The 23,086-nt window shown below is 41.0% G+C and carries 21 protein-coding genes; 8 read left to right on the top strand and 13 right to left on the bottom strand.

Features of this window, described 5'->3' with window-relative positions; genetic code table 11:
• Nucleotides 1-16 precede the first annotated feature (16 nt).
• Together ychF and ACRPI0_RS15565 are read right to left on the bottom strand one after the other, a co-directional pair.
• On the bottom strand, nucleotides 17-1,117 hold the full coding sequence (ychF, locus tag ACRPI0_RS15560; RefSeq protein ID WP_432353685.1) for a redox-regulated ATPase YchF: 1,101 nt from the start codon (nucleotides 1,115-1,117) through the stop codon (nucleotides 17-19).
• A gap of 91 nt (nucleotides 1,118-1,208) precedes the next feature.
• The gene (locus ACRPI0_RS15565; RefSeq protein WP_432355986.1) at nucleotides 1,209-1,412 is read right to left on the bottom strand and encodes a DUF951 domain-containing protein; all 204 of its coding nucleotides are present in this window, start codon (nucleotides 1,410-1,412) and stop codon (nucleotides 1,209-1,211) included.
• Nucleotides 1,413-1,542: 130 nt separating this feature from the next.
• Here ACRPI0_RS15565 and yyaC point away from each other — a divergent pair, with 130 nt between their 5' ends.
• Nucleotides 1,543-2,184 (top strand): spore protease YyaC, encoded by a 642-nt coding sequence (gene yyaC / locus ACRPI0_RS15570; protein WP_432353686.1) that lies wholly within the window; start codon nucleotides 1,543-1,545, stop codon nucleotides 2,182-2,184.
• Here yyaC and ACRPI0_RS15575 read toward each other — a convergent pair.
• From ACRPI0_RS15575 to rpmH, 11 genes are all read right to left on the bottom strand, one after another.
• Complete coding sequence (locus tag ACRPI0_RS15575) at nucleotides 2,095-2,799, bottom strand: DUF554 domain-containing protein (protein WP_432353687.1); 705 nt, start codon at nucleotides 2,797-2,799, stop codon at nucleotides 2,095-2,097. The two genes, yyaC and ACRPI0_RS15575, sit on opposite strands and share 90 nt — an antisense overlap.
• Before the next feature lie 63 nt (nucleotides 2,800-2,862).
• Nucleotides 2,863-3,705, bottom strand: coding sequence for a ParB/RepB/Spo0J family partition protein (locus tag ACRPI0_RS15580; RefSeq protein ID WP_432353689.1), 843 nt, complete (start codon nucleotides 3,703-3,705; stop codon nucleotides 2,863-2,865).
• Nucleotides 3,698-4,459, bottom strand: a complete 762-nt coding sequence (locus ACRPI0_RS15585) for a ParA family protein (RefSeq protein ID WP_432353690.1) — start codon at nucleotides 4,457-4,459, stop codon at nucleotides 3,698-3,700. Before ACRPI0_RS15585 ends, ACRPI0_RS15580 begins: the two co-directional genes overlap by 8 nt.
• 146 nt (nucleotides 4,460-4,605) lie before the next feature.
• A complete protein-coding gene (gene noc / locus ACRPI0_RS15590; protein WP_432353691.1) occupies nucleotides 4,606-5,469 on the bottom strand; it encodes a nucleoid occlusion protein in 864 nt (287 codons plus the stop codon).
• A gap of 219 nt (nucleotides 5,470-5,688) precedes the next feature.
• A complete protein-coding gene (gene rsmG, locus ACRPI0_RS15595) occupies nucleotides 5,689-6,405 on the bottom strand; it encodes a 16S rRNA (guanine(527)-N(7))-methyltransferase RsmG (RefSeq protein WP_432353692.1) in 717 nt (238 codons plus the stop codon).
• Between the two features lie 56 nt (nucleotides 6,406-6,461).
• Nucleotides 6,462-8,351: a tRNA uridine-5-carboxymethylaminomethyl(34) synthesis enzyme MnmG gene (gene mnmG, locus ACRPI0_RS15600; protein ID WP_432353693.1), complete on the bottom strand. Its 1,890-nt coding sequence runs from the start codon at nucleotides 8,349-8,351 to the stop codon at nucleotides 6,462-6,464.
• A gap of 56 nt (nucleotides 8,352-8,407) precedes the next feature.
• Nucleotides 8,408-9,793: a tRNA uridine-5-carboxymethylaminomethyl(34) synthesis GTPase MnmE gene (gene mnmE / locus ACRPI0_RS15605; RefSeq protein WP_432353694.1), complete on the bottom strand. Its 1,386-nt coding sequence runs from the start codon at nucleotides 9,791-9,793 to the stop codon at nucleotides 8,408-8,410.
• 337 nt (nucleotides 9,794-10,130) lie between these two features.
• Nucleotides 10,131-10,865, bottom strand: a complete 735-nt coding sequence (gene jag, locus ACRPI0_RS15610) for an RNA-binding cell elongation regulator Jag/EloR (protein WP_432353695.1) — start codon at nucleotides 10,863-10,865, stop codon at nucleotides 10,131-10,133.
• The gene (yidC, locus tag ACRPI0_RS15615; protein ID WP_432353696.1) at nucleotides 10,862-11,644 is read right to left on the bottom strand and encodes a membrane protein insertase YidC; all 783 of its coding nucleotides are present in this window, start codon (nucleotides 11,642-11,644) and stop codon (nucleotides 10,862-10,864) included. The genes jag and yidC overlap by 4 nt, the downstream gene beginning before the upstream one ends.
• Nucleotides 11,645-11,717: 73 nt before the next feature.
• The gene (gene rnpA / locus ACRPI0_RS15620; protein ID WP_432353697.1) at nucleotides 11,718-12,062 is read right to left on the bottom strand and encodes a ribonuclease P protein component; all 345 of its coding nucleotides are present in this window, start codon (nucleotides 12,060-12,062) and stop codon (nucleotides 11,718-11,720) included.
• Nucleotides 12,063-12,142: 80 nt separating this feature from the next.
• Nucleotides 12,143-12,277, bottom strand: a complete 135-nt coding sequence (gene rpmH, locus ACRPI0_RS15625; protein ID WP_025784280.1) for a 50S ribosomal protein L34 — start codon at nucleotides 12,275-12,277, stop codon at nucleotides 12,143-12,145.
• Between the two features lie 530 nt (nucleotides 12,278-12,807).
• Here rpmH and dnaA point away from each other — a divergent pair.
• The 7 genes from dnaA to ACRPI0_RS15660 all read left to right on the top strand — a co-directional run bounded on the left by dnaA (nucleotide 12,808) and on the right by ACRPI0_RS15660 (nucleotide 22,793).
• Nucleotides 12,808-14,157, top strand: coding sequence for a chromosomal replication initiator protein DnaA (gene dnaA / locus ACRPI0_RS15630; RefSeq protein ID WP_432353698.1), 1,350 nt, complete (start codon nucleotides 12,808-12,810; stop codon nucleotides 14,155-14,157).
• 173 nt (nucleotides 14,158-14,330) lie between these two features.
• Nucleotides 14,331-15,467 (top strand): DNA polymerase III subunit beta, encoded by a 1,137-nt coding sequence (dnaN, locus tag ACRPI0_RS15635; RefSeq protein WP_432353699.1) that lies wholly within the window; start codon nucleotides 14,331-14,333, stop codon nucleotides 15,465-15,467.
• Nucleotides 15,468-15,566: 99 nt separating this feature from the next.
• Nucleotides 15,567-15,806, top strand: a complete 240-nt coding sequence (gene yaaA, locus ACRPI0_RS15640; RefSeq protein ID WP_116018859.1) for a S4 domain-containing protein YaaA — start codon at nucleotides 15,567-15,569, stop codon at nucleotides 15,804-15,806.
• Complete coding sequence (recF, locus tag ACRPI0_RS15645) at nucleotides 15,796-16,920, top strand: DNA replication/repair protein RecF (RefSeq protein ID WP_432355987.1); 1,125 nt, start codon at nucleotides 15,796-15,798, stop codon at nucleotides 16,918-16,920. The genes yaaA and recF overlap by 11 nt, the downstream gene beginning before the upstream one ends.
• Nucleotides 16,921-17,000: 80 nt before the next feature.
• Entirely contained in the window at nucleotides 17,001-18,923 is a 1,923-nt protein-coding gene (gyrB, locus tag ACRPI0_RS15650; RefSeq protein ID WP_432353700.1) for a DNA topoisomerase (ATP-hydrolyzing) subunit B, read from the top strand.
• Nucleotides 18,924-19,003: 80 nt separating this feature from the next.
• A complete protein-coding gene (gene gyrA / locus ACRPI0_RS15655; protein ID WP_432353701.1) occupies nucleotides 19,004-21,571 on the top strand; it encodes a DNA gyrase subunit A in 2,568 nt (855 codons plus the stop codon).
• A gap of 109 nt (nucleotides 21,572-21,680) precedes the next feature.
• Complete coding sequence (locus ACRPI0_RS15660) at nucleotides 21,681-22,793, top strand: HD-GYP domain-containing protein (RefSeq protein WP_432353702.1); 1,113 nt, start codon at nucleotides 21,681-21,683, stop codon at nucleotides 22,791-22,793.
• The last annotated feature ends 293 nt before the right edge of the window (nucleotides 22,794-23,086 follow it).

The following is a 23,086-nucleotide window of genomic DNA, read 5'->3' on the forward strand; positions in this document are numbered from 1 at the left end:
GCTTTTTGTCGAGTTTTTATACGTTAAAGCGGAATAGCATAACATCGCCGTCTTTGACGAGGTACTCTTTTCCTTCTAGACGGACTTTCCCAGCTTCTTTAGCTGCCGCCATTGAACCTGTCGCCATAAGATCATCGTAAGCAACTGTTTCAGCACGGATGAATCCCCGCTCGAAATCTGTATGGATGACACCTGCACATTGAGGAGCTTTCATCCCTTTTCGGAATGTCCATGCACGTACTTCTTGCACACCTGCTGTAAAGTACGTTGCTAACCCAAGCAACTGATACGCAGCACGGATTAACTGATCCAATCCAGACTCTTCGATACCAAGCTCATCAAGGAACATTTGCTTTTCATCATCGTCAAGTTCTGCCATTTCTTCTTCTATCTTCGCACAGACCACGATGACTTCAGCATTATCCTTTTCTGCGAAGTCACGGACGACTTGTACATAAGCATTATTAGCAGCGTCAGCAATTTCATCTTCTGAAACGTTTGCAACGTAAAGCATCGGTTTAATCGTCAACAAATGCATCCCTTTTACAACTGCTGTTTCTTCAGGAGTCAACTCTACAGAGCGTGCAGACTCGCCCGCTTCAAACGCAGCTATCAATTTCAACAATATTGGCTCTTCCACCATTGCCTCTTTGTCTTTTTGCTTCGCCATCTTCGTGACACGTTGAAGACGCTTGTCCACACTTTCCATATCGGCAAGAATCAATTCAAGATTGATAACTTCGATATCTGACAAGGGATCTACTTTTCCACTGACGTGAGTGATATTGTCATCTGCAAAACAACGGACGACCTGACAAATTGCATCGGTCTCTCGGATATGAGACAAGAATTTATTCCCAAGTCCTTCCCCTTTACTTGCACCTTCAACAATTCCAGCAATATCTGTAAATTCAAAAGCAGTTGCAATTGTTTTTTTCGGTGTGACCAATTCCGTTAACTTTTGAAGTCGCTCATCAGGTACTTCTACGATTCCAACGTTCGGATCGATTGTACAGAACGGATAGTTTGCCGCTTCTGCACCTGCCTTTGTAATTGCGTTGAACAACGTTGACTTTCCAACGTTTGGAAGTCCTACGATACCGGCTGTCAATGCCATAACTTTCCCAACCCTTCATCTATAAAAATTTATTATGTTCGAGTATGAATGCAACTCTTTCATTATAAGGAGAGAACGTCTATCTGTCCATTCAGCTTTCCATTTCCCCTTGCTGAATGACACGCTTCATTTTTTTAGCAAAATCGTTTCGTGGAATCATAAGACTATGACCGCAGCCCATACATTTAATGCGAATATCAGCACCCATGCGAATTACCTTCCAAGCGTTTGTTCCGCATGGGTGTTGTTTTTTCATCTCCACGACATCATTCAGGCCGAATTGTTTCGTTTCCACAACACTCACTCCGTTCTTCATTCTGTTAACCTGTTCATAGTTTCAATATATACGTATAAATTGGCTTTGCTATGAGTATACTGCAGGACACCACACATTCATACTACTATTCCTAGACAGGAGCCTGATTATGCAAAAACTTGAACAAGCTGAATTGAACTCTCGCATTCACTACAATGAAACGGGTGCCATTTGGAAGTTGAGTACTCTATTTCTAGAAAACATCCCTTTCACTTCACGTGAAGTATTGTTTCTCTGTATAGGTACAGATCGCTCGACGGGTGACGCACTCGGTCCACTGATTGGATCTATGCTGTCAGAAAACAGCACGTTCCCTTATCGCGTTATTGGTACGTTAGAAGACCCACTTCATGCCTTAAACTTGGACGAGACATTAACTAGAGTAACCAAGGAACATCCTGATGCTTTCATTGTCGCGATTGATGCATGTCTTGGTAAAAGTGATTCAGTCGGACACCTACTCATTCAAGATGGTCCATTACAACCTGGTAAAGCTGTTGGAAAAGACTTGCCTTCTGTTGGTGATATCGCTGTAAAAGGCGTTGTCAATATTGGTGGTTTCATGGAGCATTCTGTTCTTCAAAGCACACGTCTTCACTTATCCTATGAAATGGGACGAACTATCTCACGTGCATTGCAGCTTGCCCACGGTAGACTTAAGTCAAAACGCGTATATGATACTTACAATCACAGCAACTACCGGGATCGCTGGAATGAAGTTAGCTACACGGACCTTAGTCAAACCGATTAAGTTAAGCCCAATTGCCAAGATCATTAGACCACCCGTAGCCGTCATTTCTGAGATGAATAACTCTAAAAGTTCATCTGGTACAAAACGGCTGATCTGTGTGGAAAACAAGGTAATGAGCCCTTGATAAATCAGAACGGGTACAGCAGCAAAGATGACACCAATTCCAAGCGTTGAGCTAAGAATAATGGCTGTGAACCCATCAATGATTCCTTTCATCATGAGGATATCGTGATCATTTCGCAGCCCACTGTCAATCGCTCCTATAATAGACATGGATCCAATTACAAAAATCATCGTCGCGGTAATGAACCCTTGGGAAATTCCAAGACCATTCTTTTGCACAGGCATCTTGGATTCTAACCATTTACCGGCTTGCTCCATCATATTATCTACGTTGATCCATTCACCTATAACGGAACCAACTACAATACTAATAATGACGATAAGTAACTGCGTGCTTTCAAATGTCATTTGAATTCCAATCGCCATTACTGCTAATGCAATTCCATACATAACTGTCTGCTTCATTCGATCAGGAATATTTTTAAAAACTCTTCCAACTAAAGAACCTATAATTATTAACGCTACATTCACTAACGTTCCGTAAAACACCACGCTTACCACTTCCAGACCATTTAAAAATAGTACCTATTCCGCGAATGCGAAATAGGTACATGCTCAATCATTCAATAAATCTATAATACGTTCGAAGTCTTCCTCAGAGAAAAACTCAATTTCTATTTTCCCTTTGTTCTTTGTTTTTTTAATAGATACATTTGTTCCGAAATGTTCTCGTAATGAAGTTTCTTGTTCAACAAGAAACAAATCTTTCTTTTCTTTCTTCTTAGTTGTTTCACGTGAAACATTATCATTCAACTTTTGTACAAGCGCTTCTAATTGACGAACGTTCAAGCCTTCCTTCATCGTTTTTTCAGCGATTATACTAATTTGTTCTTTTTTACGCAATCCGAGCAGTGTTCTACCATGCCCCATTGAGAGCTTGCCGTCTGTAATGTCTTTACGAACTTTCTCCGGTAACGCAAGCAATCTAATATGGTTTGCAATATGAGGACGACTTTTTCCTAAACGAAATGCAAGTTGTTCTTGCGTTAGCGCTAAACTATCCATCAAGTTTTGATAGGCTTCTGCCTCTTCTATTGGGGACAAGTCTTCTCGTTGTAAATTCTCCAAAATTGCAAGTTCCATAGATTCAGTATCTGTAAGCTGACGTACGACTGCTGGAATTTCTTTTAATCCAGCAAGCTTTGCAGCTCGGAATCGACGTTCTCCTACGACTATTTCGTGTGCAGATCCGACTTTACGTAAAATAATTGGCTGCAAGACTCCATGCTCTTTAATAGAAGCACTTAGTTCCTGAATTGCTGCTTCATCAAAATGCTTTCTCGGTTGATATGGATTCGCCGTAATACTTTTAAGATTAATTTGTTCCACTGACTCTGCTTTTACAAGAGACTCTCCTGGAAACAATGCGTTGATTCCCTTACCAAGACCTTTAGCCATTGTGAACCACTTCCTTTGCCAGCTCTAAGTAAACTTCCGCTCCACGTGAACGTGAATCATATAAGATGATTGGTTCTCCGTGACTCGGTGCTTCACTCAACCTTACGTTTCGTGGAATAATCGATTTATATACTTTGTCTTGGAAGTACTTTTTAACTTCATCAATTACTTGAATCCCTAAATTTGTTCGAGCATCAAACATTGTAAGCAGAACTCCGTCAATTACAAGGTTTTCGTTCAAATGCTTTTGAACAAGACGGATAGTACTAAGTAACTGACTCAGTCCTTCCAATGCATAATATTCACATTGAACTGGAATTATAATAGCATCCGATGCAGTAAGTGCGTTGATTGTTAACAACCCAAGCGAGGGAGGACAGTCAATAATAATGTAATCATAATCAGCTTTCACTTCTTGAATGGCATGCTTCATTCGTACTTCTCTCGAAATTGTAGAAACCAATTCAATTTCCGCTCCGGCTAATGAAATCGTCGCTGGAATACAGTCTAATAGAGGTACTTTGGTTGGCAGTACAACATCCTTCATAGGAACATCATCAATCAGAATGTCATATATACAATTTTGGACGTCCCCTTTGTTGATGCCTACCCCACTCGTTGCGTTCCCTTGGGGATCAGTATCAATCAATAACACTTTCTTTCCGATATGTGCGAGACAGGCGCTGAGATTAACCGATGTGGTTGTTTTTCCGACGCCGCCTTTTTGATTGGCTATTGCGATGATTCTTCCCAAACGAGCACCTGCTTTCTTTCTAACATGCTGTTCGATCTCTACATACTAGTTCTATTAATCAGTTTACCAAAAAAGCATTGCAAATGGTACGAATAACAAAACAAAAACTCTTGCTATCTCGAAGCAAGAGTCAAATGAGGTTATTTTTATTTAGATTTCGGGATTTTAACTGTAAATGTATAGAAGTCCTCAGAATCTTCTTCTTCTGTTGTTAAATCGATACCACTCTTCGTTACCATTGTTAATGATTGACGAATCGTATTGACGGCAATGCGTACGTCTTTACTTACTGATTTTCTCCGAGGTGCCTTCTTTTTATCTTTTGGCTCTGGAGGTGTAAGAATTTCTTTTATTCTTGCTTCTAACTGTTTAACGTTCAACCCTTTTTCAATCGCTTCTTCAAATATTTGTTGTTGAAGTTCAGGATCTTTCAAAGAAATTAATGCTCGTGCATGACGTTCTGAGATCTCTTTCGTTAAGATCGCGTGCTTAATTTCTTCAGGCAACTTTAATAGCCTCATTTTATTTGCAATCGTAGATTGACCTTTTCCCAAACGTTGAGCTAACGCTTCTTGTGTCAGCGCATGAAGTTCAAGTAACTTCTCGTAAGCATACGCTTCTTCAATTGCTGTCAGTTCTTCGCGTTGTAAGTTTTCAATCAATGCGATTGAGGCTGTTTCTTTATCATCTAAATTTCGAACTATGGCAGGAACTTCTTCCCACCCAAGTTTTTTCATCGCCCGGTAACGTCTCTCCCCTGCGATGATTTCATAGTTTTCTTCATCAGTTTGACGAATAACGATTGGTTGAATAATCCCGTGTGTATGTATGGTACGGGCCAACTCTTCAATTTTCTCTTCAGAGAAGATGGTGCGCGGTTGAAAACGATTCGGTTTAATGCGATCGATTTGTACTTGCTCTACAGTTTCATTCACCATAGGTTCTGATTTTTCTATAGGGGGGAGTTCTTTTTCTCCATTCCCAAAAAAACGTGAGAACGTATTTTTCATTCGAGACACCACCTTTTCAAGACTATCCTCTGTTGTGAACACTAGCAGTCGCTGCAGAGAGGATGATTTCCATCCATCACCTATCCAATGAAATAACTACTGGACTATATTTTGATGGCAGCCCACTAAGATAAAGTGAACTGAAAACCTATGTAAGAACGAGAGTGAAACATTCACTCTCATTCTCTAAATGGCCTGCATTGTTCCACGTGAAACAGTTCAACGGATTGGCGTCTTATTTGGCATGCCCGGTTTTCGTGGATACTTTTTAGGCGTTTTCTTCTTTTTCGAGAAAACAAATACTGTCCGTTCACTCTCTTCAAGAGGAAGAGAGAATGTATGTTTATCTTCTAACACAACACCAAGAGTTTCAAGTGCTATTTTTGCATCTGTCATTTCATCGGCTGCTGCCGCGCCTTTCATGGCTACGAAACGACCTTCCACTTTCAAAGCCGGTACGCACAGTTCAGCTAGTACACTAAGACGTGCAACTGCTCGTGCTGTTACGATATCAAATTTTTCTCGGAACATCGGATTCTGTCCAAAGTCCTCCGCACGTGCATGGACAAACCGAACATTTTTCAATTCCAATTTCTCTGCAAGTTCATTAAGAAAGTTAATACGTTTGTTTAATGAATCTACGATTGTGACGTGTAGATTGGGGAAACAGATTTTTAACGGTATGCTAGGGAAACCTGCTCCTGCACCGACATCACAGAGTGTTAGTTCTTCAGTCAAGTCCGTGAAAAATGCAGCCGAAATCGAATCGTAAAAGTGTTTAAGGTATACAGAAGGTGCATCTGTGATTGCGGTTAAATTCATCTTTTCGTTCCATTCAACGAGTAATTTGAAATATAACTCAAATTGTGAAACTTGATGATCAGAAAGAGGTATTCCCTTCTCTCTTAGTGCTTGGATAAATTGTTCTTCGTTCAATGGGATCCACCTTTCAAAAAAGCTAATACGGACTTTATATCCGTATTAGCTGGGGGTTAGCCGGATATTTTAGCGATTTTACCGTGTTCGATGTAAACAAGAAGAATAGAAATATCAGCAGGATTTACTCCTGAAATTCGAGAAGCTTGAGCAATCGACAACGGACGTACATCACTTAAATTCGCTCGTGCTTCTTTTGCGAGACCTGTAATTGCATGATAATCAATGCCCTCTGGAATTTTCTTATTCTCCATCTTCTTCATACGATTCACTTGTTGCATCGCCTTTTCAATGTACCCTTCGTACTTAATCGATATTTCAACTTGCTCCGCAACGTCTGGAGTACAGACCGTTTCAGATGGAATGACTTTACTAATCTCGTCATACTTCATCTCTGGACGTTTCAACAAATCCGCGGCTTTCATAGGCTCGCGAAGTGGTGTCCCACCTGCTGCTTCTATAATTGCTTGAACAGCTTCTTCCGGCTTGACCGATACTTTTCGTAACCGTTCAATCTCGTCTTCAATCTGTTGTTTTTTCACAATGAATTTTGCATAACGTTCTTCTGAGATCATTCCAAGTGAATGACCGGTTTCAGTTAGACGTAAGTCTGCATTATCGTGGCGTAACAATAATCGGTACTCTGCTCGAGAAGTGAGTAGACGGTAAGGCTCACTCGTTCCTTTTGTCACTAAGTCATCGATTAAGACACCAATGTAAGCATCTGCTCGGCCAAGAACAACTTCTTCTTTACCAAGAACACGACTCGCTGCATTGATACCCGCCATGATCCCTTGTGCAGCAGCTTCCTCATAGCCGGACGTTCCATTCAATTGACCTGCTGTATATAAATTTTTAATCTTTTTTGTTTCAAGCGTTGGCCATAACTGAGTAGGGACAATTGCGTCATACTCAATTGCGTACCCTGCACGTAGCATTTGAGCTTTTTCAAGACCCGGCACACTCTCAATCATTTTACGTTGGACGTGTTCAGGTAAACTAGTTGAGAGTCCTTGTACATACATTTCGCGTGTATTGCGACCTTCAGGCTCGAGGAAAATTTGATGACGTGATTTATCAGCAAAGCGGACTATCTTATCTTCAATTGATGGGCAGTAGCTTGGCCCTTTTCCTTTAATAACTCCTGAGTACATAGGTGACAAATGTAGATTTTCATTAATAAGTTGGTGCGTTAACGGTGATGTATAGGTTAACCAACATGGAAGTTGGTCTGTAATGAATTCAGTCGTTTCGAAACTAAATGCACGTGGTGTATCGTCTCCCGGTTGAATTTCAGTCTTGCTATAATCCACCGTGTTGCTATTTACGCGTGGAGGAGTTCCAGTCTTAAATCGAACCGTATCGAAACCAAGTTCACGAAGGCTATCTGCCAATTTAATAGATGGCATTTGGTTGTTTGGACCGCTTGAGTATTTCAAGTCCCCTATGATAACTTCTCCTCGTAAAAACGTTCCCGTTGTAACAATGACAGTTTTCGCGCGGTAGATGGCCCCAATTTGGGTAAGCACACCTTTTACTTCTCCGTCTTCGACAATCAGTTCTTCCACAACGCCTTGATGAAGAGATAATTTTTCTTCATCCTCTAGCATACGTTTCATTTCTTGCTGATAAAGAACTTTATCCGCTTGTGCTCGAAGTGCACGCACGGCAGGACCTTTTCCTGTATTCAACATCCGCATTTGGATGTGTGTTTTGTCGATTACTTTACCCATCGCACCGCCAAGTGCGTCGATCTCCCGGACAACGATCCCTTTGGCAGGACCTCCGAGTGATGGATTACAAGGCATGAAAGCAATCATATCCAAGTTCATGGTCAGTACAAGTGTACTCGCCCCCATTTTTGCCGATGCATATGCTGCTTCTACGCCTGCATGACCGGCGCCGATTACAATAACATCGAACGTGCCTGCTTCAAATTGTGGCATGCTCGTTCATCCTTCCTATATGTGAATCACTTGGTAGCAACCAAGTGTTCAATTGATTATTTACCGAGGCAAAACTGAGAGAATAACTGGTTGATGAGACTGTCTTGGACGGTATCTCCTACAATTTCACCGAGTAGTTCCCATGTGCGTGTAATATCGATTTGAATCATATCGATTGGAACGCGCGCTTCTGCTGCTTGAATAGCATCTTCAATAGATGTTTTAGCCTGATGCAACAGAGCAATATGGCGCTCGTTTGAAACATAAGTAGGATCTTCCGCTTCGATGCCACCACCGAAAAATAGACCAGCAATCGTTTCTTCTAATTCATCTATTCCTTCATCTTGAAGTATAGAAGTTGTTATTACGTGCTTCTGGCCAGCCAACTGTTTTACGTTCTCGATATCCATCAGCTGAGGAAGATCTGTCTTATTCACGACAATAATTGCATCCATCGGACGAACCGTTTCAAGCAATCTTTCGTCTTCGTCAGACAACGTTTCTGAACCATTTAACAGCAATATGACGAGATCGGCTTCTTTTAAGACTTGACGTGAACGTTCAACACCGATTCGTTCTACTAAATCTTCTGTTTCCCGAATTCCCGCTGTATCGACCAATTTTAATGGCACGCCTTTAACGTTTACGTACTCTTCAATAATATCACGAGTTGTCCCTGCTATGTCAGTTACAATTGCTTTATTTTCCTGAACGAGACTGTTAAGTAAGGAAGATTTCCCTACATTCGGTCTACCTATAATAACTGTGGAAAGTCCTTCTCGAAGAATTCTGCCTTGAGAAGAAGTTGAAAGGAGCCGAATAATTTCACTCCTCACCCAATCCCCCTTCTCAATCATTAGTGGAATCGTCATCTCTTCTACATCATCATACTCTGGATAATCGATATTCACTTCCACTTGGGCAAGTGTTTCAAGGAGTGCTTGTCTTAACTCTCCAATCAGTCGAGACAACTTTCCATCCATCTGATTCAGCGCAACGTTCATGGCCCGATCTGTTTTCGCTCGGATTAAATCCATTACTGCTTCTGACTGTGATAAATCTATTCGACCATTTAAAAAGGCACGTTTCGTGAACTCACCTGGCTCAGCTAATCGAGCTCCATACTGGAGGACGAGTCGAAGTACCCGGTTAACGGACACCAAACCGCCATGACAATTCAATTCGATAACGTCTTCTCGTGTGAATGTTTTTGGTGCTTTCATAAGAGATACCATAATCTCTTCAACGGTTTCGTCTGTTGATGGGTCTACCAAATGTCCATAATGTATCGTATGTGAAGCAGATTCCATTAAACGCTTTCCAGATGGTGAACGGAACAGTCGATCCGCAATCTTTACGGCATCATCTCCGCTTATACGGACAATCGCAATTGCTCCTTCTCCCATCGGCGTCGAAATGGCCGCTATTGTATCAAATTGCACCTTGACTCACCTTCCTGTTTCTCGTTATCCACATGTGCATAACCGATTTTCGGGCGTAGCTTTCTAACAGTAAATATTATCACAAATTGTTGCATAGTCCTAGCAAGTGAGCTGAAAAAATGTGGATAACTTGAAAACTTTGTGGCTACCTTGTCATATCGTGCAGATTTCAAGAGAATATTCAAAGCTAAAACCATCTGTGGATTTGGTCCTTTTTCTGTTAAAAGGATATATTACAGTTGGAGAACCGGGGGTGAATTCATGAAAAAGGACTTCTGATATAAGCGATTTAGAACAAAAAAAGGCATAAAAAAAAGGGCTTTTGAGGGCCCTTTTTTCAGACGATCGGTTCAATTACTAGATAACGCCTTGGATCCTTACCTTCTGAGTATGTTTCGATATCGAGTCGATCTGAAAGCGCATGATGGAGGACTTTACGCTCGTTAGAAGGCATTGGTTCAAGTTGCACTTTACGCCCACTTCGAATTGCTTTATCTGCCATACGATCGGCCAATTGCGTCAACGCCTCTTCACGACGAATTCGATAATCTCCGACATCGATTCGAACCACTTTGTAAGTTCCAGTCCCTTTGTTTGCGACTAACTGAGCTAATTGCTGCAGTGCATTTAATGTGCTTCCACGTTTGCCAATTAGGAATGCAGCTTTCTCACTTTCTAACTGAAAACGGATGACCTTTCCATCCGTTTCGTGGCTTAGTTGCAAATCTTCAACGCCCATATCAGTAGCAATAGCACGGATATACGCGCTTGTTTCTGCAATGATCTCTTCATTGGACAAGATAAGTTCAGGTTCTTCATTAGATCCTTCAATAGAAGCTTGTTCACTTGAGGCTTCATTTTCAGAGAGTTGCTCGGAAGTTGGATCCTGTTCAGGTTCCTTTGGAAGAAGAGTAACTAAGACTTCAGCTGGTACAGCGCCGAACCCTAGAAATCCTTTCTTTCCTTGGGTGATCACTTGGACATCGACTTGGTCCCGCAAAGTATTCAACTTCTCTAATGCAGAGGCGATTGCATCATCGACGGTCTTGCCGGTTTGTCTGATCTCACTCATTTCCGTTTGGCTCCCCCTTTACCTTTTGGTTGTTCAATCACAACTTCCTTTTTCTTGAACGGTTTGTAGATAAAGATGTTTTGGATGATTGAGATCGTATTTCCGACTACCCAGTACAACGCTAATGCTGCAGGTAAAAACGATCCAAATATCATAATGAAAAATGGCATGATATACATCATGATCTTCATTTGAGGGTTATCCATTGCCGGTCCTGTGCGAAGCACCAGGAATTGCATAATTCCTGCAAAAACCGCCAATGTAATGCTTGGTGTAGCTAAATCGAAGACGAAGAATTTGCCTAATGGAATCTCTGGTGTTGCATTCATTCGACTAATTGCGTGATAGAAACCGATTAGAATAGGCATTTGAACTAGAACTGGTAAACAGCCTGCCACAGGATTGACTTTGTTTTCTGACATGACGGCTTGCATTTCTTCACGATACTTCTCTTGAGTAACTGCATCTTTTGACTTGTACTTCTCTTTTAAGGCTGCCAACTTTGGTTGAATCGCTTGCATTTGCTTTGAACTCTGAGTTTGCTTCAATGTTAATGGTAATAAGATGAGACGAATGATAATAGTCACTGCGATAATTCCGAGCCCGTAGGTACCTAGTATTTCTTTAAATGTTTCAATTAATGAAACGAGTGGCCATACAATATACTTACTCCAAATTCCTTCACTTGAAGCCGATATTGGCTCTTTAAAATCTGAACAGCCTGCCAAAAAAACGGACATGACTGTTAGCATGAACAGCAACCCTGCTTTTTTCTTCAATATAGTTCCCCCAAACCTTATTCTATTTCTAACTACTCTTATTTTCAGTGTATCACGAACGCCGTTTTCAGTTCTACTTCTTCTTTAATACGCGTGCAATACGTAGTACGTGTTGTAAACTCTTTTTTGTTTCATGGAAATCTAACTTGGCCGCCGAATGTCTGGCGATAATGACATAGTCTTGGTCTTGCCGGAGATCTTCCTTCATTTCTAAAAAGGCTTGTCGTATACAACGCTTGATGCGATTACGCATTACTGCATTACCGATTTTTTTACCGACTGAAAGTCCGATTCTAAATTCCTGCTGTCCCTCTGCTTTAGATACATAGACAACGAATTGTCGGTTAGCAAATGACTTACCTTGCTTAAATACTCGTTGGAATTCCTCATTTTTCTTAATACGTTGGTTTTTTTTCATTAGGCACCTGCTCCATCGCGTGGTTGTAGTAGTTTAATGACACTTTGGCATAAAAAAAAACCACTGATTGTGTCAGTGGCTTACGCTGAAAGAACTTTTCTTCCTTTTCTGCGACGGGCTGCAAGGACTCTGCGTCCGTTTTTCGAGCTCATGCGTGCACGGAAGCCGTGGACTTTTGCGCGTTTACGTGTATTTGGTTGGAATGTACGTTTCATGGTTGAAGACACCTCCTGCTTTACTGACTAAATTACGTGATACTTATAACAGTCTTGACAAGTATAGCCGTCTGAAGAGTTAATGTCAAACGGTTTTTATAGTAATACTTGAGTTCTTCTTTCGATTATGCTTCTGATCTATTTCTTCAATCGCTTTTTATCTTAATTAGGTTATCCACAGTTTCTACACGAAACGAATTTTTGTTCTGTGCACCCTGGTTTGTTTGAATTTTTCATAAACCGGCATTTGTCGACAGCTTTTTCACATATCCCTACTTGTGGATAACGTTACTGTCCACATTTGCTGGCAATGTGAATAACTCTAGCAATCCCTTGCGATGTATAAGAATTCCTGATACAATAAGAAAGATTTTGTTGTGTATATAATTTCATACGTCTACTCTTATCCACAATTGTTAATAAGTTGTGGATAATTTTTTCAACAACTTTGAATAATAGTTACCCACAAGCGTGGAAACTGTGTATAATACATACTTCCGGGTTTAGTTCGGCGAAAGGGAGGTTCACTTGTGGAGCATTTAGAAAACCTTTGGCAGGAAGTTCTGTCGAAAGTGGAAGAAAAAATCTCCCGGCCTAGTTTTGAAACATGGCTGAAATCGACAAAACTTTTATCGTACGGAGCTGAAAATGTAACCATTGCTGTCCCAAATTCATTTTCAAAAGAATGGTTGGAGAGCCATTACGTACATTTAATAACAGGAATACTTTCTGAATTGACAGGTGAAGACCGGTTAATTCACTTTGTAGTCCCTGAAGACATGGCTGAAAAGGATTTTGCTGTGCCGAAACCAGTTGTAAAAAGAGTAGAGAAGTCTGCTGTTGCAACGACTGCCGCAATGCTTAACCCTAAATATACGTTTGATACATTCGTAATCGGATCAGGCAATCGATTTGCGCACGCTGCTTCATTAGCTGTAGCTGAAGCGCCAGCGAAGTCCTATAATCCGTTATTCATCTATGGGGGCGTCGGGCTTGGGAAGACCCACCTTATGCATGCTATCGGTCATTACGTATTGGAACAGAATCCCTCACTTAAAGTGGTGTACTTATCGAGTGAAAAGTTTACAAATGAATTTATAAACTCGATTCGGGACAACAAAGCTGGAGAATTCCGTGACCAATACCGCAGTGTAGATGTATTGCTAATTGATGATATTCAATTTCTTGCTGGAAAAGAACAAACACAAGAAGAATTCTTCCATACCTTTAATACATTGCACGAAGAATCTAAGCAAATCGTCATTTCTAGTGATCGACCTCCAAAAGAAATTCCTACCTTGGAAGATCGGCTCAGGTCTCGCTTTGAATGGGGACTCATCACGGATATTGCTCCGCCTGACTTAGAAACTAGAATCGCTATCTTGCGGAAAAAGGCGAAAGCTGATGGACTTATTGATATCCCAAACGAAGTCATGCTATACATTGCCAATCAGATTTATACGAATATCCGTGAGCTTGAAGGGGCACTAATACGTGTAGTTGCTTATTCTTCGCTAGTTAATATGGATATCACTCCAGATCTAGCTGCAGAAGCGTTGAAAGATATCATCCCTAACGCACGTCCAAGAATTGTTACGATTATTGACATTCAAAAAACAGTTGGAGAACATTTTAGTATCCGTTTAGAAGACTTCTCGGCAAAGAAAAGGACTCGGGCAATTGCATTCCCACGTCAAGTTGCGATGTATCTATCTCGTGAACTGACAGATGCATCCTTGCCAAAAATCGGTTCTGAATTTGGAGGACGCGATCACTCTACAGTGATTCACGCACATGAGAAGATTTCGAAGTTAGTTAAAGAGGATAAATCACTCCAGCAAGACATTCAAGATATAAAGGCGGCACTTGGTAGAAGTTAACGAGACTGTGGATATCTTAGAATAACTAGTGCACGTTCACGCACATGTTATACACATGTGGAAAACCTTATCAGTTGTTCGTTTGAAAGGCTTTTCCACATATCCACAGGCCCTACTACTATTACTACTATTCTTTTAAGTACTTTAATTCATTATATAAGCGAGGGATTCACATGAAATTTGAAATCATGAGAGACAAATTGCTCGAGGGTCTGAGCGATGTCATGAAAGCGATTAGTCAAAAGGTAACCATTCCAATTCTTACGGGTATCAAAATCGAAGTGAATGAAAAGGGATTGACAATGACCGGAAGTGATTCCGACATTACAATTTGTACAACGATTCCTGTAGAACAAGATGGTGAACAAATTATTCAAGTGATGGAGAACGGTATGATCGTTCTTCAAGCGAAATTTTTCAGCGAAATCATACGTAAACTTCCTACAAATGAAGTCGTAATTGAAGTAACTGAAGGATTGCACACACATATTCGTTCAGGTAAATCCGAATTCCACCTAATTGGATCTGATCCTTATGAGTATCCAGTGCTGCCTGAAGTTTCTGATGAGCACAGAATGACATTGCCGTCAGATCTCATCAAATCTGTAATTCGAGAAACTGTATTCGCTGTTTCCCAACATGAGACACGCCCAATACTTACAGGTGTTCATTGGGAACTGAAAGATGGGGAACTCGTTTGTGTTGCAACAGACAGTCACCGTCTAGCAAGTCGAAAAACGTCTCCAGAACATGTACCTGATCAGCCGTTTAGCATCGTTATTCCTGGTAAGAGTCTGCAAGAGCTTAATAAAATTCTTCCTGACACTCAAGAATCCGTTGAGATCATTTTCGCGGATCAACAAGTATTGTTTAAAACTCGAAACGTCTTATTCTATTCAAGATTGCTTGAAGGAAATTATCCAGATACATCGCGTCTAATTCCTTCTGAATATAAAACGTCCGTTACAGTGAACGGAAAGCAATTGCTTCAAGCCATTGACCGTGCATCGTTACTCGCACGAGAAGACCGTAATAATATCGTTCGTTTTTCTGCTGAAGGCGGGAACACACTTGAAGTTTCTTCAAACTCTCCAGAAGTAGGGAAAGTTGAAGAATTGATAGAGGCACAAGAAGTAACTGGAGAAGAGTTGAAGATTTCGTTCAGCGCTAAATATATGATGGATGCACTTAAGGCCATTGATGGACAAAATATCGAAGTCCATTTCACTGGTACAATGCGACCATTCATCTTAAAAGCAACAGATAATGACTCGATTCTCCAGCTCATTTTGCCTGTACGCACATATTGAACAAAAAAGGATGGCCGTAAAGCGGCTATCCTTTTTACTTATAATCAAAAGTCCGGTAAAATAGAAATATAAACTAACTTTGTGAGGGAATGAATGCAGATGGAAGAAATACACTTCAATACGGAATATATAACACTAGGACAACTTTTAAAAATGGCGAATGTAATTAGTTCAGGAGGAATGGCAAAATGGTTCCTTAGTGAAAATGTAATTTATGTGAATGGCGAAGTAGATCAACGTCGAGGTCGTAAACTATATGATGGAGATCTTGTTATGGTGCCGAATGTTGGTAAGTATAAGTTGATCGCTGATCCATATGGAACTCGGGATGCACATTGACCACCTCGCGTTAAGGAACTTCAGAAATTATGCCTCTCTCGAATGTTCATTTTCTCCGCACATCAACGTATTCATCGGCGAAAACGCACAAGGTAAGACAAATGTGATGGAAGCGATTTACGTGCTAGCTATGGCGAAATCACATCGCACGTCAAATGATCGTGAACTTATCCGTTGGGGCCAGGAGTATGGTAAAATAGAAGGCGATGTTGAGCGGAAGTACGGACATCTTCCCATTGAGCTAGTCATTTCCAAAAAAGGAAAAAAAGCTCGTGTGAATCATATTGAGCAAAACCGGCTGAGTTTGTATATCGGGCAAATGAATGTTGTCATGTTTGCACCCGAAGATCTCAATCTTGTGAAAGGAAGCCCTCAAGTGAGAAGGCGTTTCCTAGATATGGAGATTGGTCAAATTTCGCCGGTTTATCTGCATGATTTATTGCATTATCAAAAACTATTGAAACAACGAAATGCAATTCTTAAAAATAATCGTGGAAAACGTCAACTGGAGGATGTCATGTTTGACGTCTATACAGAACAGTTTGTCGATAAAGCGATTCAGATTATAAAAAAGCGATATTACTTTTTGGAGCTATTGCAAAAGTGGGCTGCTCCAATCCACCATGGCATCTCACGTGGACTAGAGAACTTGGAAGTTTCGTATAACACCCTGAAAGAGTTATCACCTGAACAGACGGATGCTGAGATGAAAGAGATTCTGATGAGAAAGCTTGCTGAAGTTAAGCAACGTGAACTAGACAGAGGGATTACTCTGATCGGACCGCACCGTGATGACTTAACGTTTATGGTAAATGGTTATGACATACAAACCTACGGGTCCCAAGGTCAACAACGGACGACTGCCTTGTCGTTAAAACTTGCTGAAATTGAACTGGTACGTCAAGAAGTTGGAGAAGCACCTATTTTGCTGCTAGACGATGTATTAAGCGAATTAGATGACTATCGACAATCTCATTTACTGAATACAATTCAAGGACAAGTACAAACGTTTGTGACGACAACTACTGTTGCAGGAATTGAACACGAAACAATCCGTGATGCCGCGATCTTCGAGGTTGAAGATGGCACTGTGACTAGACGGGATAACATGTAACACCTGTTTTATGGTGAAATACCGGAAAAACAAGACCGGGTTGCCGGCATGTTCTGAAAGGAAAGGTGAACAGTTTGGCCATGGAAGAAAAAGAGATACAAAACGTATATGATGCCAATCAGATCCAGGTGCTAGAAGGATTAGAAGCGGTTCGTAAACGACCTGGTATGTATATTGGGACAACGAGCGGTAAAGGTCTTCATCACCTGGTTTGGGAAATTGTTGATAATAGTATCGATGAGGCACTAGCAGGTTACTGTGACCACATTGAAGTTACAATTGAAAAAGATGATTGGATTCGCGTCGATGATAATGGTCGAGGTATCCCTGTAGATATACAAGGCTCCACTGGACGACCAGCAGTTGAGGTCATTATGACGGTGCTACACGCTGGAGGAAAGTTCGGCGGTGGCGGATATAAAGTTTCAGGTGGATTACACGGTGTAGGGGCTTCGGTCGTAAATGCATTGTCCATTGAAACTGAAGTTTTTGTAAAACGTAATGGAAAACTTTACGAAATTAAATTCAGCAAAGGTAAAGTGGTCCAGGAAGTTGGAGAAATTGGCGTCTCGAATGAAACTGGGACTACAACTCGATTCAAAGCCGACCCTGAAATCTTTACGGAAACAACTACGTACGAATACGGCATCTTAGCACATCGTCTGCAAGAGCTTGCTTACTTGAACCGTGGGCTTCGCATTACGATCACAGATAATCGTAAAGAAGAGTCACGGACAGATACGTATTTCTACGAAGGCGGCATTAAATCATATGTGGAGCACTTGAACGAAAACAAAGAGCCAATATATGAAGAGCCGATTTTCATAGAAGGTGAAAAAGATGGTATTTCTGTTGAAATTGCTATGCAGCATAATAGTGGCTACGCAGACAACCTACTTTCTTTTGCAAATAATATTAATACGTATGAAGGCGGAACACATGAGTCCGGCTTCAAAACTGCTTTGACTCGCGTAATTAACGACTATGCTCGTAAAAACGGACTTTTGCGTGATGCAGACCAAAACTTGAGCGGTGATGATGTCCGCGAGGGATTGACTGCAATTGTCTCTATCAAACATCCGGATCCACAGTTTGAAGGACAGACGAAAACGAAACTTGGGAACTCTGAAGTGAGCACAATCGTGAACTCACTATTTTCAGAAGGATACCAACGTTTTATGCTTGAAAATCCACAAGTTGCACGAAAAGTGATTGATAAGAGCTTGATGGCGGCACGTGCTCGTCTTGCTGCAAAAAATGCACGAGAATTCACGCGAAGAAAGTCTGCTCTTGAAGTATCTAGTTTGCCAGGTAAACTTGCCGATTGTTCATCACGTGATCCAGCGATCAGTGAACTGTACATCGTAGAGGGAGACTCAGCGGGAGGCTCTGCTAAAGGAGGGCGCGATCGTCACTTCCAAGCAATTTTGCCGCTCCGAGGTAAAATTCTCAATGTAGAAAAAGCCCGTTTAGACCGAATCCTAGGAAACGAAGAAATTCGAATGATGATTACGGCACTTGGAACTGGAATTGGCGAAGAATTTAACTTGGCGAAAGCTCGGTATCATAAGATTGTAATCATGACCGATGCTGACGTCGATGGAGCGCATATTCGTACGTTGCTTTTGACTTTCTTCTTCCGTTTCATGCGTCCATTAATTGAGGCAGGATATGTCTATATCGCACAACCACCACTTTACCGTGTCAAACAAGGTAAAAATGAAGAGTATTGCTATGACGAAGAAGCGCTTAAGGAAATCATGAATCGTCTATCATCGACACCAAAACCGATCATTACGCGATATAAAGGTCTTGGTGAAATGGATGCTACCCAACTATGGGAAACAACGATGAATCCAGATCAACGTACATTGCTTCAAGTACATCTTGAGAATGCAATTGAAGCTGACGCGATTTTTAATAGACTTATGGGCGATGAAGTTGCTCCACGCAGAAAGTTCATCGAAGATAACGCGATTTACGTGAAAAACTTAGATGCTTGATTGATAAGCATTTTCATTGTTATGGAGAGCTGCCTCTGTTTACTCATAAATAGAGGTCAGGCTGAAAGGAGTATGACAACATGGCAGATTTGCCAAAGCGCGGTGTGCAGGAAATCAATATAAGCAAAGAGATGGAGACATCCTTCCTTGACTATGCAATGAGTGTTATCGTTTCACGTGCACTACCTGACGTACGTGATGGGTTGAAGCCAGTTCATCGTCGTATCTTATATGCAATGCAGGATCTAGGCAATACAGCAGATAAGGCACATAAAAAGTCAGCTCGTATTGTTGGAGACGTAATTGGTAAGTATCACCCACACGGTGACACGGCTGTTTACGATACGATGGTGCGCATGGCGCAAGACTTTAACTATCGTTATATGTTGGTGGACGGACACGGGAACTTCGGTTCTGTGGACGGAGATTCAGCAGCAGCGATGCGTTATACAGAGTCACGTATGTCTAGAATCGCTATGGAACTATTACGTGACATAAACAAAGACACAATTGATTACAAAGATAATTACGATGGTCAGGAAAGAGAACCAATCGTATTGCCAAGTCGCTTCCCGAACTTGCTCGTTAATGGTACTTCAGGAATTGCTGTAGGAATGGCAACCAATATCCCTCCCCATCACTTAGGTGAAACGATTGACGGTGTCCTTGCACTTGCAGAGAACCCGGCAATTACAACGGAAGAGTTAATGGAAATTATTCCAGGTCCCGATTTCCCGACAGGCGGTATTATTTTAGGTCGCAGTGGAATCCGAAGAGCCTATGAAACAGGTCGAGGATCTTTGCTAGTTCGAGGTAGAGTTGAAATTGAACAGGCAGCGAGTGGGAAAGAGACAATTATAGTCCATGAGTTACCGTACCAAGTAAATAAAGCCCGATTGATAGAAAAGATAGCAGATCTCGTACGTGAAAAGAAAATTGAGGGTATTACACACCTTGCAGATGAATCTGACCGCACCGGGATGCGTATTGTTATTGAAGTTCGTAGAGATGCGAACGTACACGTATTACTAAATAACTTGTATAAGCAAACAGCTCTTCAATCCAGCTTTGGTATCAATATGCTTGCTCTTGTTGATGGTCAACCAAAAGTTCTCGCATTGAAAGAAATCTTATATCATTATTTAGAGCATCAAAAAGTAGTAATTCGTCGCCGTACACAGTACGAACTGAAGAAAGCTGAAGATCGCGCACATATTCTTGAAGGATTACGGATTGCTCTTGATCATATCGATGAAATCATCGCACTCATTCGTGGTTCTAAAACTGCAGATGAAGCTAAAACTGGTCTAATAGAGCGGTACAGTCTGTCAGATCGCCAAGCGCAAGCTATATTAGACATGCGTTTGCAACGACTTACTGGACTGGAACGCGACAAGATTGAAGATGAGTATCAACAATTGGTAGTGTTGATCAACGAATTACGTGCGATACTAGCTGATGAGAATAAAGTCATAGAAATTATTAAAGAAGAATTGCTAGAAGTTAAGCAACGTTTCGCAGATAAGCGTAGAACTGAAATTACGCTTGGTGGTTCTGATATGTTAGAAGACGAAGATCTGATCCCTGTGGAGAACTCCGTTTTAACACTGACACATCATGGCTATGTGAAGCGGTTACCTGCGAACACGTACCGTAGCCAGCGCCGCGGAGGTCGTGGTATTCAGGGCATGGGTACGAATAATGACGACTTCGTGGAGCACTTGTTGAATACATCCACTCATGACACGATTTTGTTCTTCACGAGCAAAGGCCGTGTATTCCGGAAAAAGGGATACGAGGTACCGGAATTCAGTAGAACTGCTAAAGGCTTGCCGTTAGTAAATCTATTGGACGTTGAGAAAGATGAAAAAGTGACGACTATGATTCCAATCGAGAAATTTGAAGAGGATCAATACTTGTTCTTTACAACAAAAGAAGGTCTCGTCAAACGAACTTCTGTGATGGCATTTGCCAACATTCGTTCGAACGGATTGATTGCTTTACGTCTTCGTGAAGAAGATGAATTGATTAATGTGAAGCTTACAGATGGAACCGAAACAATTGCTATTGGTACAAAAGACGGAATGCTAATTCAATTTACAGAGGAATCGATTCGTCCATTAAGTCGAACTGCAAGTGGCGTAATAGGGATTCGCTTACGTGAGAGTGATCATGTAGTCGGAATGGATATCGTTAAAGAAGATGACGAGATTCTAGTCGTGACGGAAAATGGATTCGGTAAACGAACGCCAGTCTCTGAATATCGTCTCCAGTCACGTGGCGGATTCGGACTCAAGACTCTTAATATCACAGAGCGTAATGGTAAGATGGTTGCGATGAAATCTGTAGATGGTACGGAAGACTTGATGTTAATCACACTACATGGCATTTTGATTCGTATGGATATACATGATATTTCTCTAATTGGTCGAAGTACACAAGGGGTTCGACTTATCCGTTTAGGGGAAGAAGAGTTTGTTGCAACAGTTGCAAAGGTTGAAAAAGAGTTGTTGGAAGAAATAGATCAGGATGAAGAAGGACTATCAGAAGATGGTCAAGTTCTCGTTTCTAATACAGAAGATGACCTAGAGTTAGAGTCAACAGAAGAATTACCTGAAGATCAGGTAGAGACTGATTCTGAAGAGTAATTTATAAATACCGGTTTGGATAATATTCCAAACCGGTATTTTTTTATTTGTAAAATAGCGTATGATAGAAAAAGAAGAACCATCTGGAAAAGGAATGCGGTGACTACTAATGGAAAACTATAAAAGTTTAAATGAACTTCGACCAGGCGCAATCCTCGCTGAAGACATCTATGCAAATACAGCATTACCTATAGTACGTAAAGGAACGATGTTGGAAATTGATCATTTGGAAGTCCTCGATCTATTTGGCATTAAACGAGCAAAGATAGAGGAACGTATTGTGAATCGTTTGCAGGGTGAACAAAAAGAAGCTGGAAAGGCAGATGACATTTCTAGCGATATCGATCAGTTACTTGAAAAAAGAATAAATCGGACATCTGATTTGCATACCCTCTATAAGAAGGCAGTTAACGATTATAAAAGGGAATTCACTTCATGGAAATCCGGTGCCAAGTTAGATATTGCAAAGGTTCGGCTATTAATCATGCCATTGCTTGAAACTTCTATGGAAAATAAAAAGATGCTAATTATATTGAATGAGTACTCAAATCGTAAAGAATATCTCTATCACCACGCGGTATCAGTAGGACTTCTTACAGCAGCACTCGCGAGTGAACTAGGTTATCCGAAAGGTACTACCCTTCAATTAGGCTTGGCAGGAACGATTGCTGATTGTGGGATGTCTAAGATTAGCACTACGCTAATGGAAAAGGCAGCATTTTTAACAAAGGATGAATTTAACGAGGTCAAAAAGCATCCAGTGCTTAGTTTTCAAATGATGCATGATTCTCCATTGTTACGCCAGGAAATGAAATTAGCTGTACTTCAGCACCATGAAAGATTAGACGGCAGTGGTTACCCACGAGGAGACAGAGACGAGAAGGTATCACAGCTATCTCAAATTCTCGCGGTTGCAGATGTGTTTCATGCTATGACGTGTGAACGAGTATATCGAGCAAAGGAATCGCCATATCGTGTTGCAGAAATGCTGAAAGAAGAAGAGTTTGGAAAGTTTGATTCGGCAATACTTGAAGCGCTTCATGCCTTAATAGGGATGCCAAGTGTAGGCGACAAAGTACTATTAACCGACGGAACTCTAGGAGAAGTCATAGCGATTAACTCAAATTTACCATTACGTCCTGCAATTCATGTAGTGAATAGTAAAAAGTCCGTGGATTTAAGCAAGCATCGTTCAATAGCTATAGAGAAATTACTAGACTAACTAATAGAAGGTAGTACATGAAATTCACCTACCACATCATCGATAAACGTTGGTATGGTAGGCTTTTATCCAATGCACGACTTACTGAATGAATAAATATTGAAAAATAGTTGCACTATCTTTCCAGCCATGGTATTATAGAACACGTTGCTCTTACAGAAAGTGATTCAGTAAGTTACAACGAACCAAGAAAAACAAATTTTGAAAAAGTCGTGACAGTAACGTTATAGTATGTTATACTGTAAGAGTTGCTGAAAACAACAGAAACACTATGAACCTTGAAAACTGAACAG

Origin of the sequence: Sporosarcina sp. A2 (assembly GCF_050858885.1) — a bacterium.
Lineage (GTDB): Bacteria > Bacillota > Bacilli > Bacillales_A > Planococcaceae > Sporosarcina.

Excerpts from the sequence above, each read along its gene's own strand:
- gyrA (WP_432353701.1), top strand. The coding sequence starts at position 19,004 with ATGGCAGATTTGCCAAAGCGCGGTGTGCAGGAAATCAATATAAGCAAA.
- yaaA (WP_116018859.1), top strand. The coding sequence starts at position 15,567 with ATGGAAGAAATACACTTCAATACGGAATATATAACACTAGGACAACTT.
- mnmG (WP_432353693.1), bottom strand. The coding sequence starts at position 8,351 with ATGCCACAATTTGAAGCAGGCACGTTCGATGTTATTGTAATCGGCGCC.
- jag (WP_432353695.1), bottom strand. The coding sequence starts at position 10,865 with ATGAGTGAGATCAGACAAACCGGCAAGACCGTCGATGATGCAATCGCC.
- ychF (WP_432353685.1), bottom strand. The coding sequence starts at position 1,117 with ATGGCATTGACAGCCGGTATCGTAGGACTTCCAAACGTTGGAAAGTCA.
- dnaN (WP_432353699.1), top strand. The coding sequence starts at position 14,331 with ATGAAATTTGAAATCATGAGAGACAAATTGCTCGAGGGTCTGAGCGAT.
- noc (WP_432353691.1), bottom strand. The coding sequence starts at position 5,469 with ATGAAAAATACGTTCTCACGTTTTTTTGGGAATGGAGAAAAAGAACTC.
- rpmH (WP_025784280.1), bottom strand. The coding sequence starts at position 12,277 with ATGAAACGTACATTCCAACCAAATACACGTAAACGCGCAAAAGTCCAC.
- yyaC (WP_432353686.1), top strand. The coding sequence starts at position 1,543 with ATGCAAAAACTTGAACAAGCTGAATTGAACTCTCGCATTCACTACAAT.
- ACRPI0_RS15580 (WP_432353689.1), bottom strand. The coding sequence starts at position 3,705 with ATGGCTAAAGGTCTTGGTAAGGGAATCAACGCATTGTTTCCAGGAGAG.
- recF (WP_432355987.1), top strand. The coding sequence starts at position 15,796 with ATGCACATTGACCACCTCGCGTTAAGGAACTTCAGAAATTATGCCTCT.
- ACRPI0_RS15660 (WP_432353702.1), top strand. The coding sequence starts at position 21,681 with ATGGAAAACTATAAAAGTTTAAATGAACTTCGACCAGGCGCAATCCTC.
- gyrB (WP_432353700.1), top strand. The coding sequence starts at position 17,001 with ATGGAAGAAAAAGAGATACAAAACGTATATGATGCCAATCAGATCCAG.
- rnpA (WP_432353697.1), bottom strand. The coding sequence starts at position 12,062 with ATGAAAAAAAACCAACGTATTAAGAAAAATGAGGAATTCCAACGAGTA.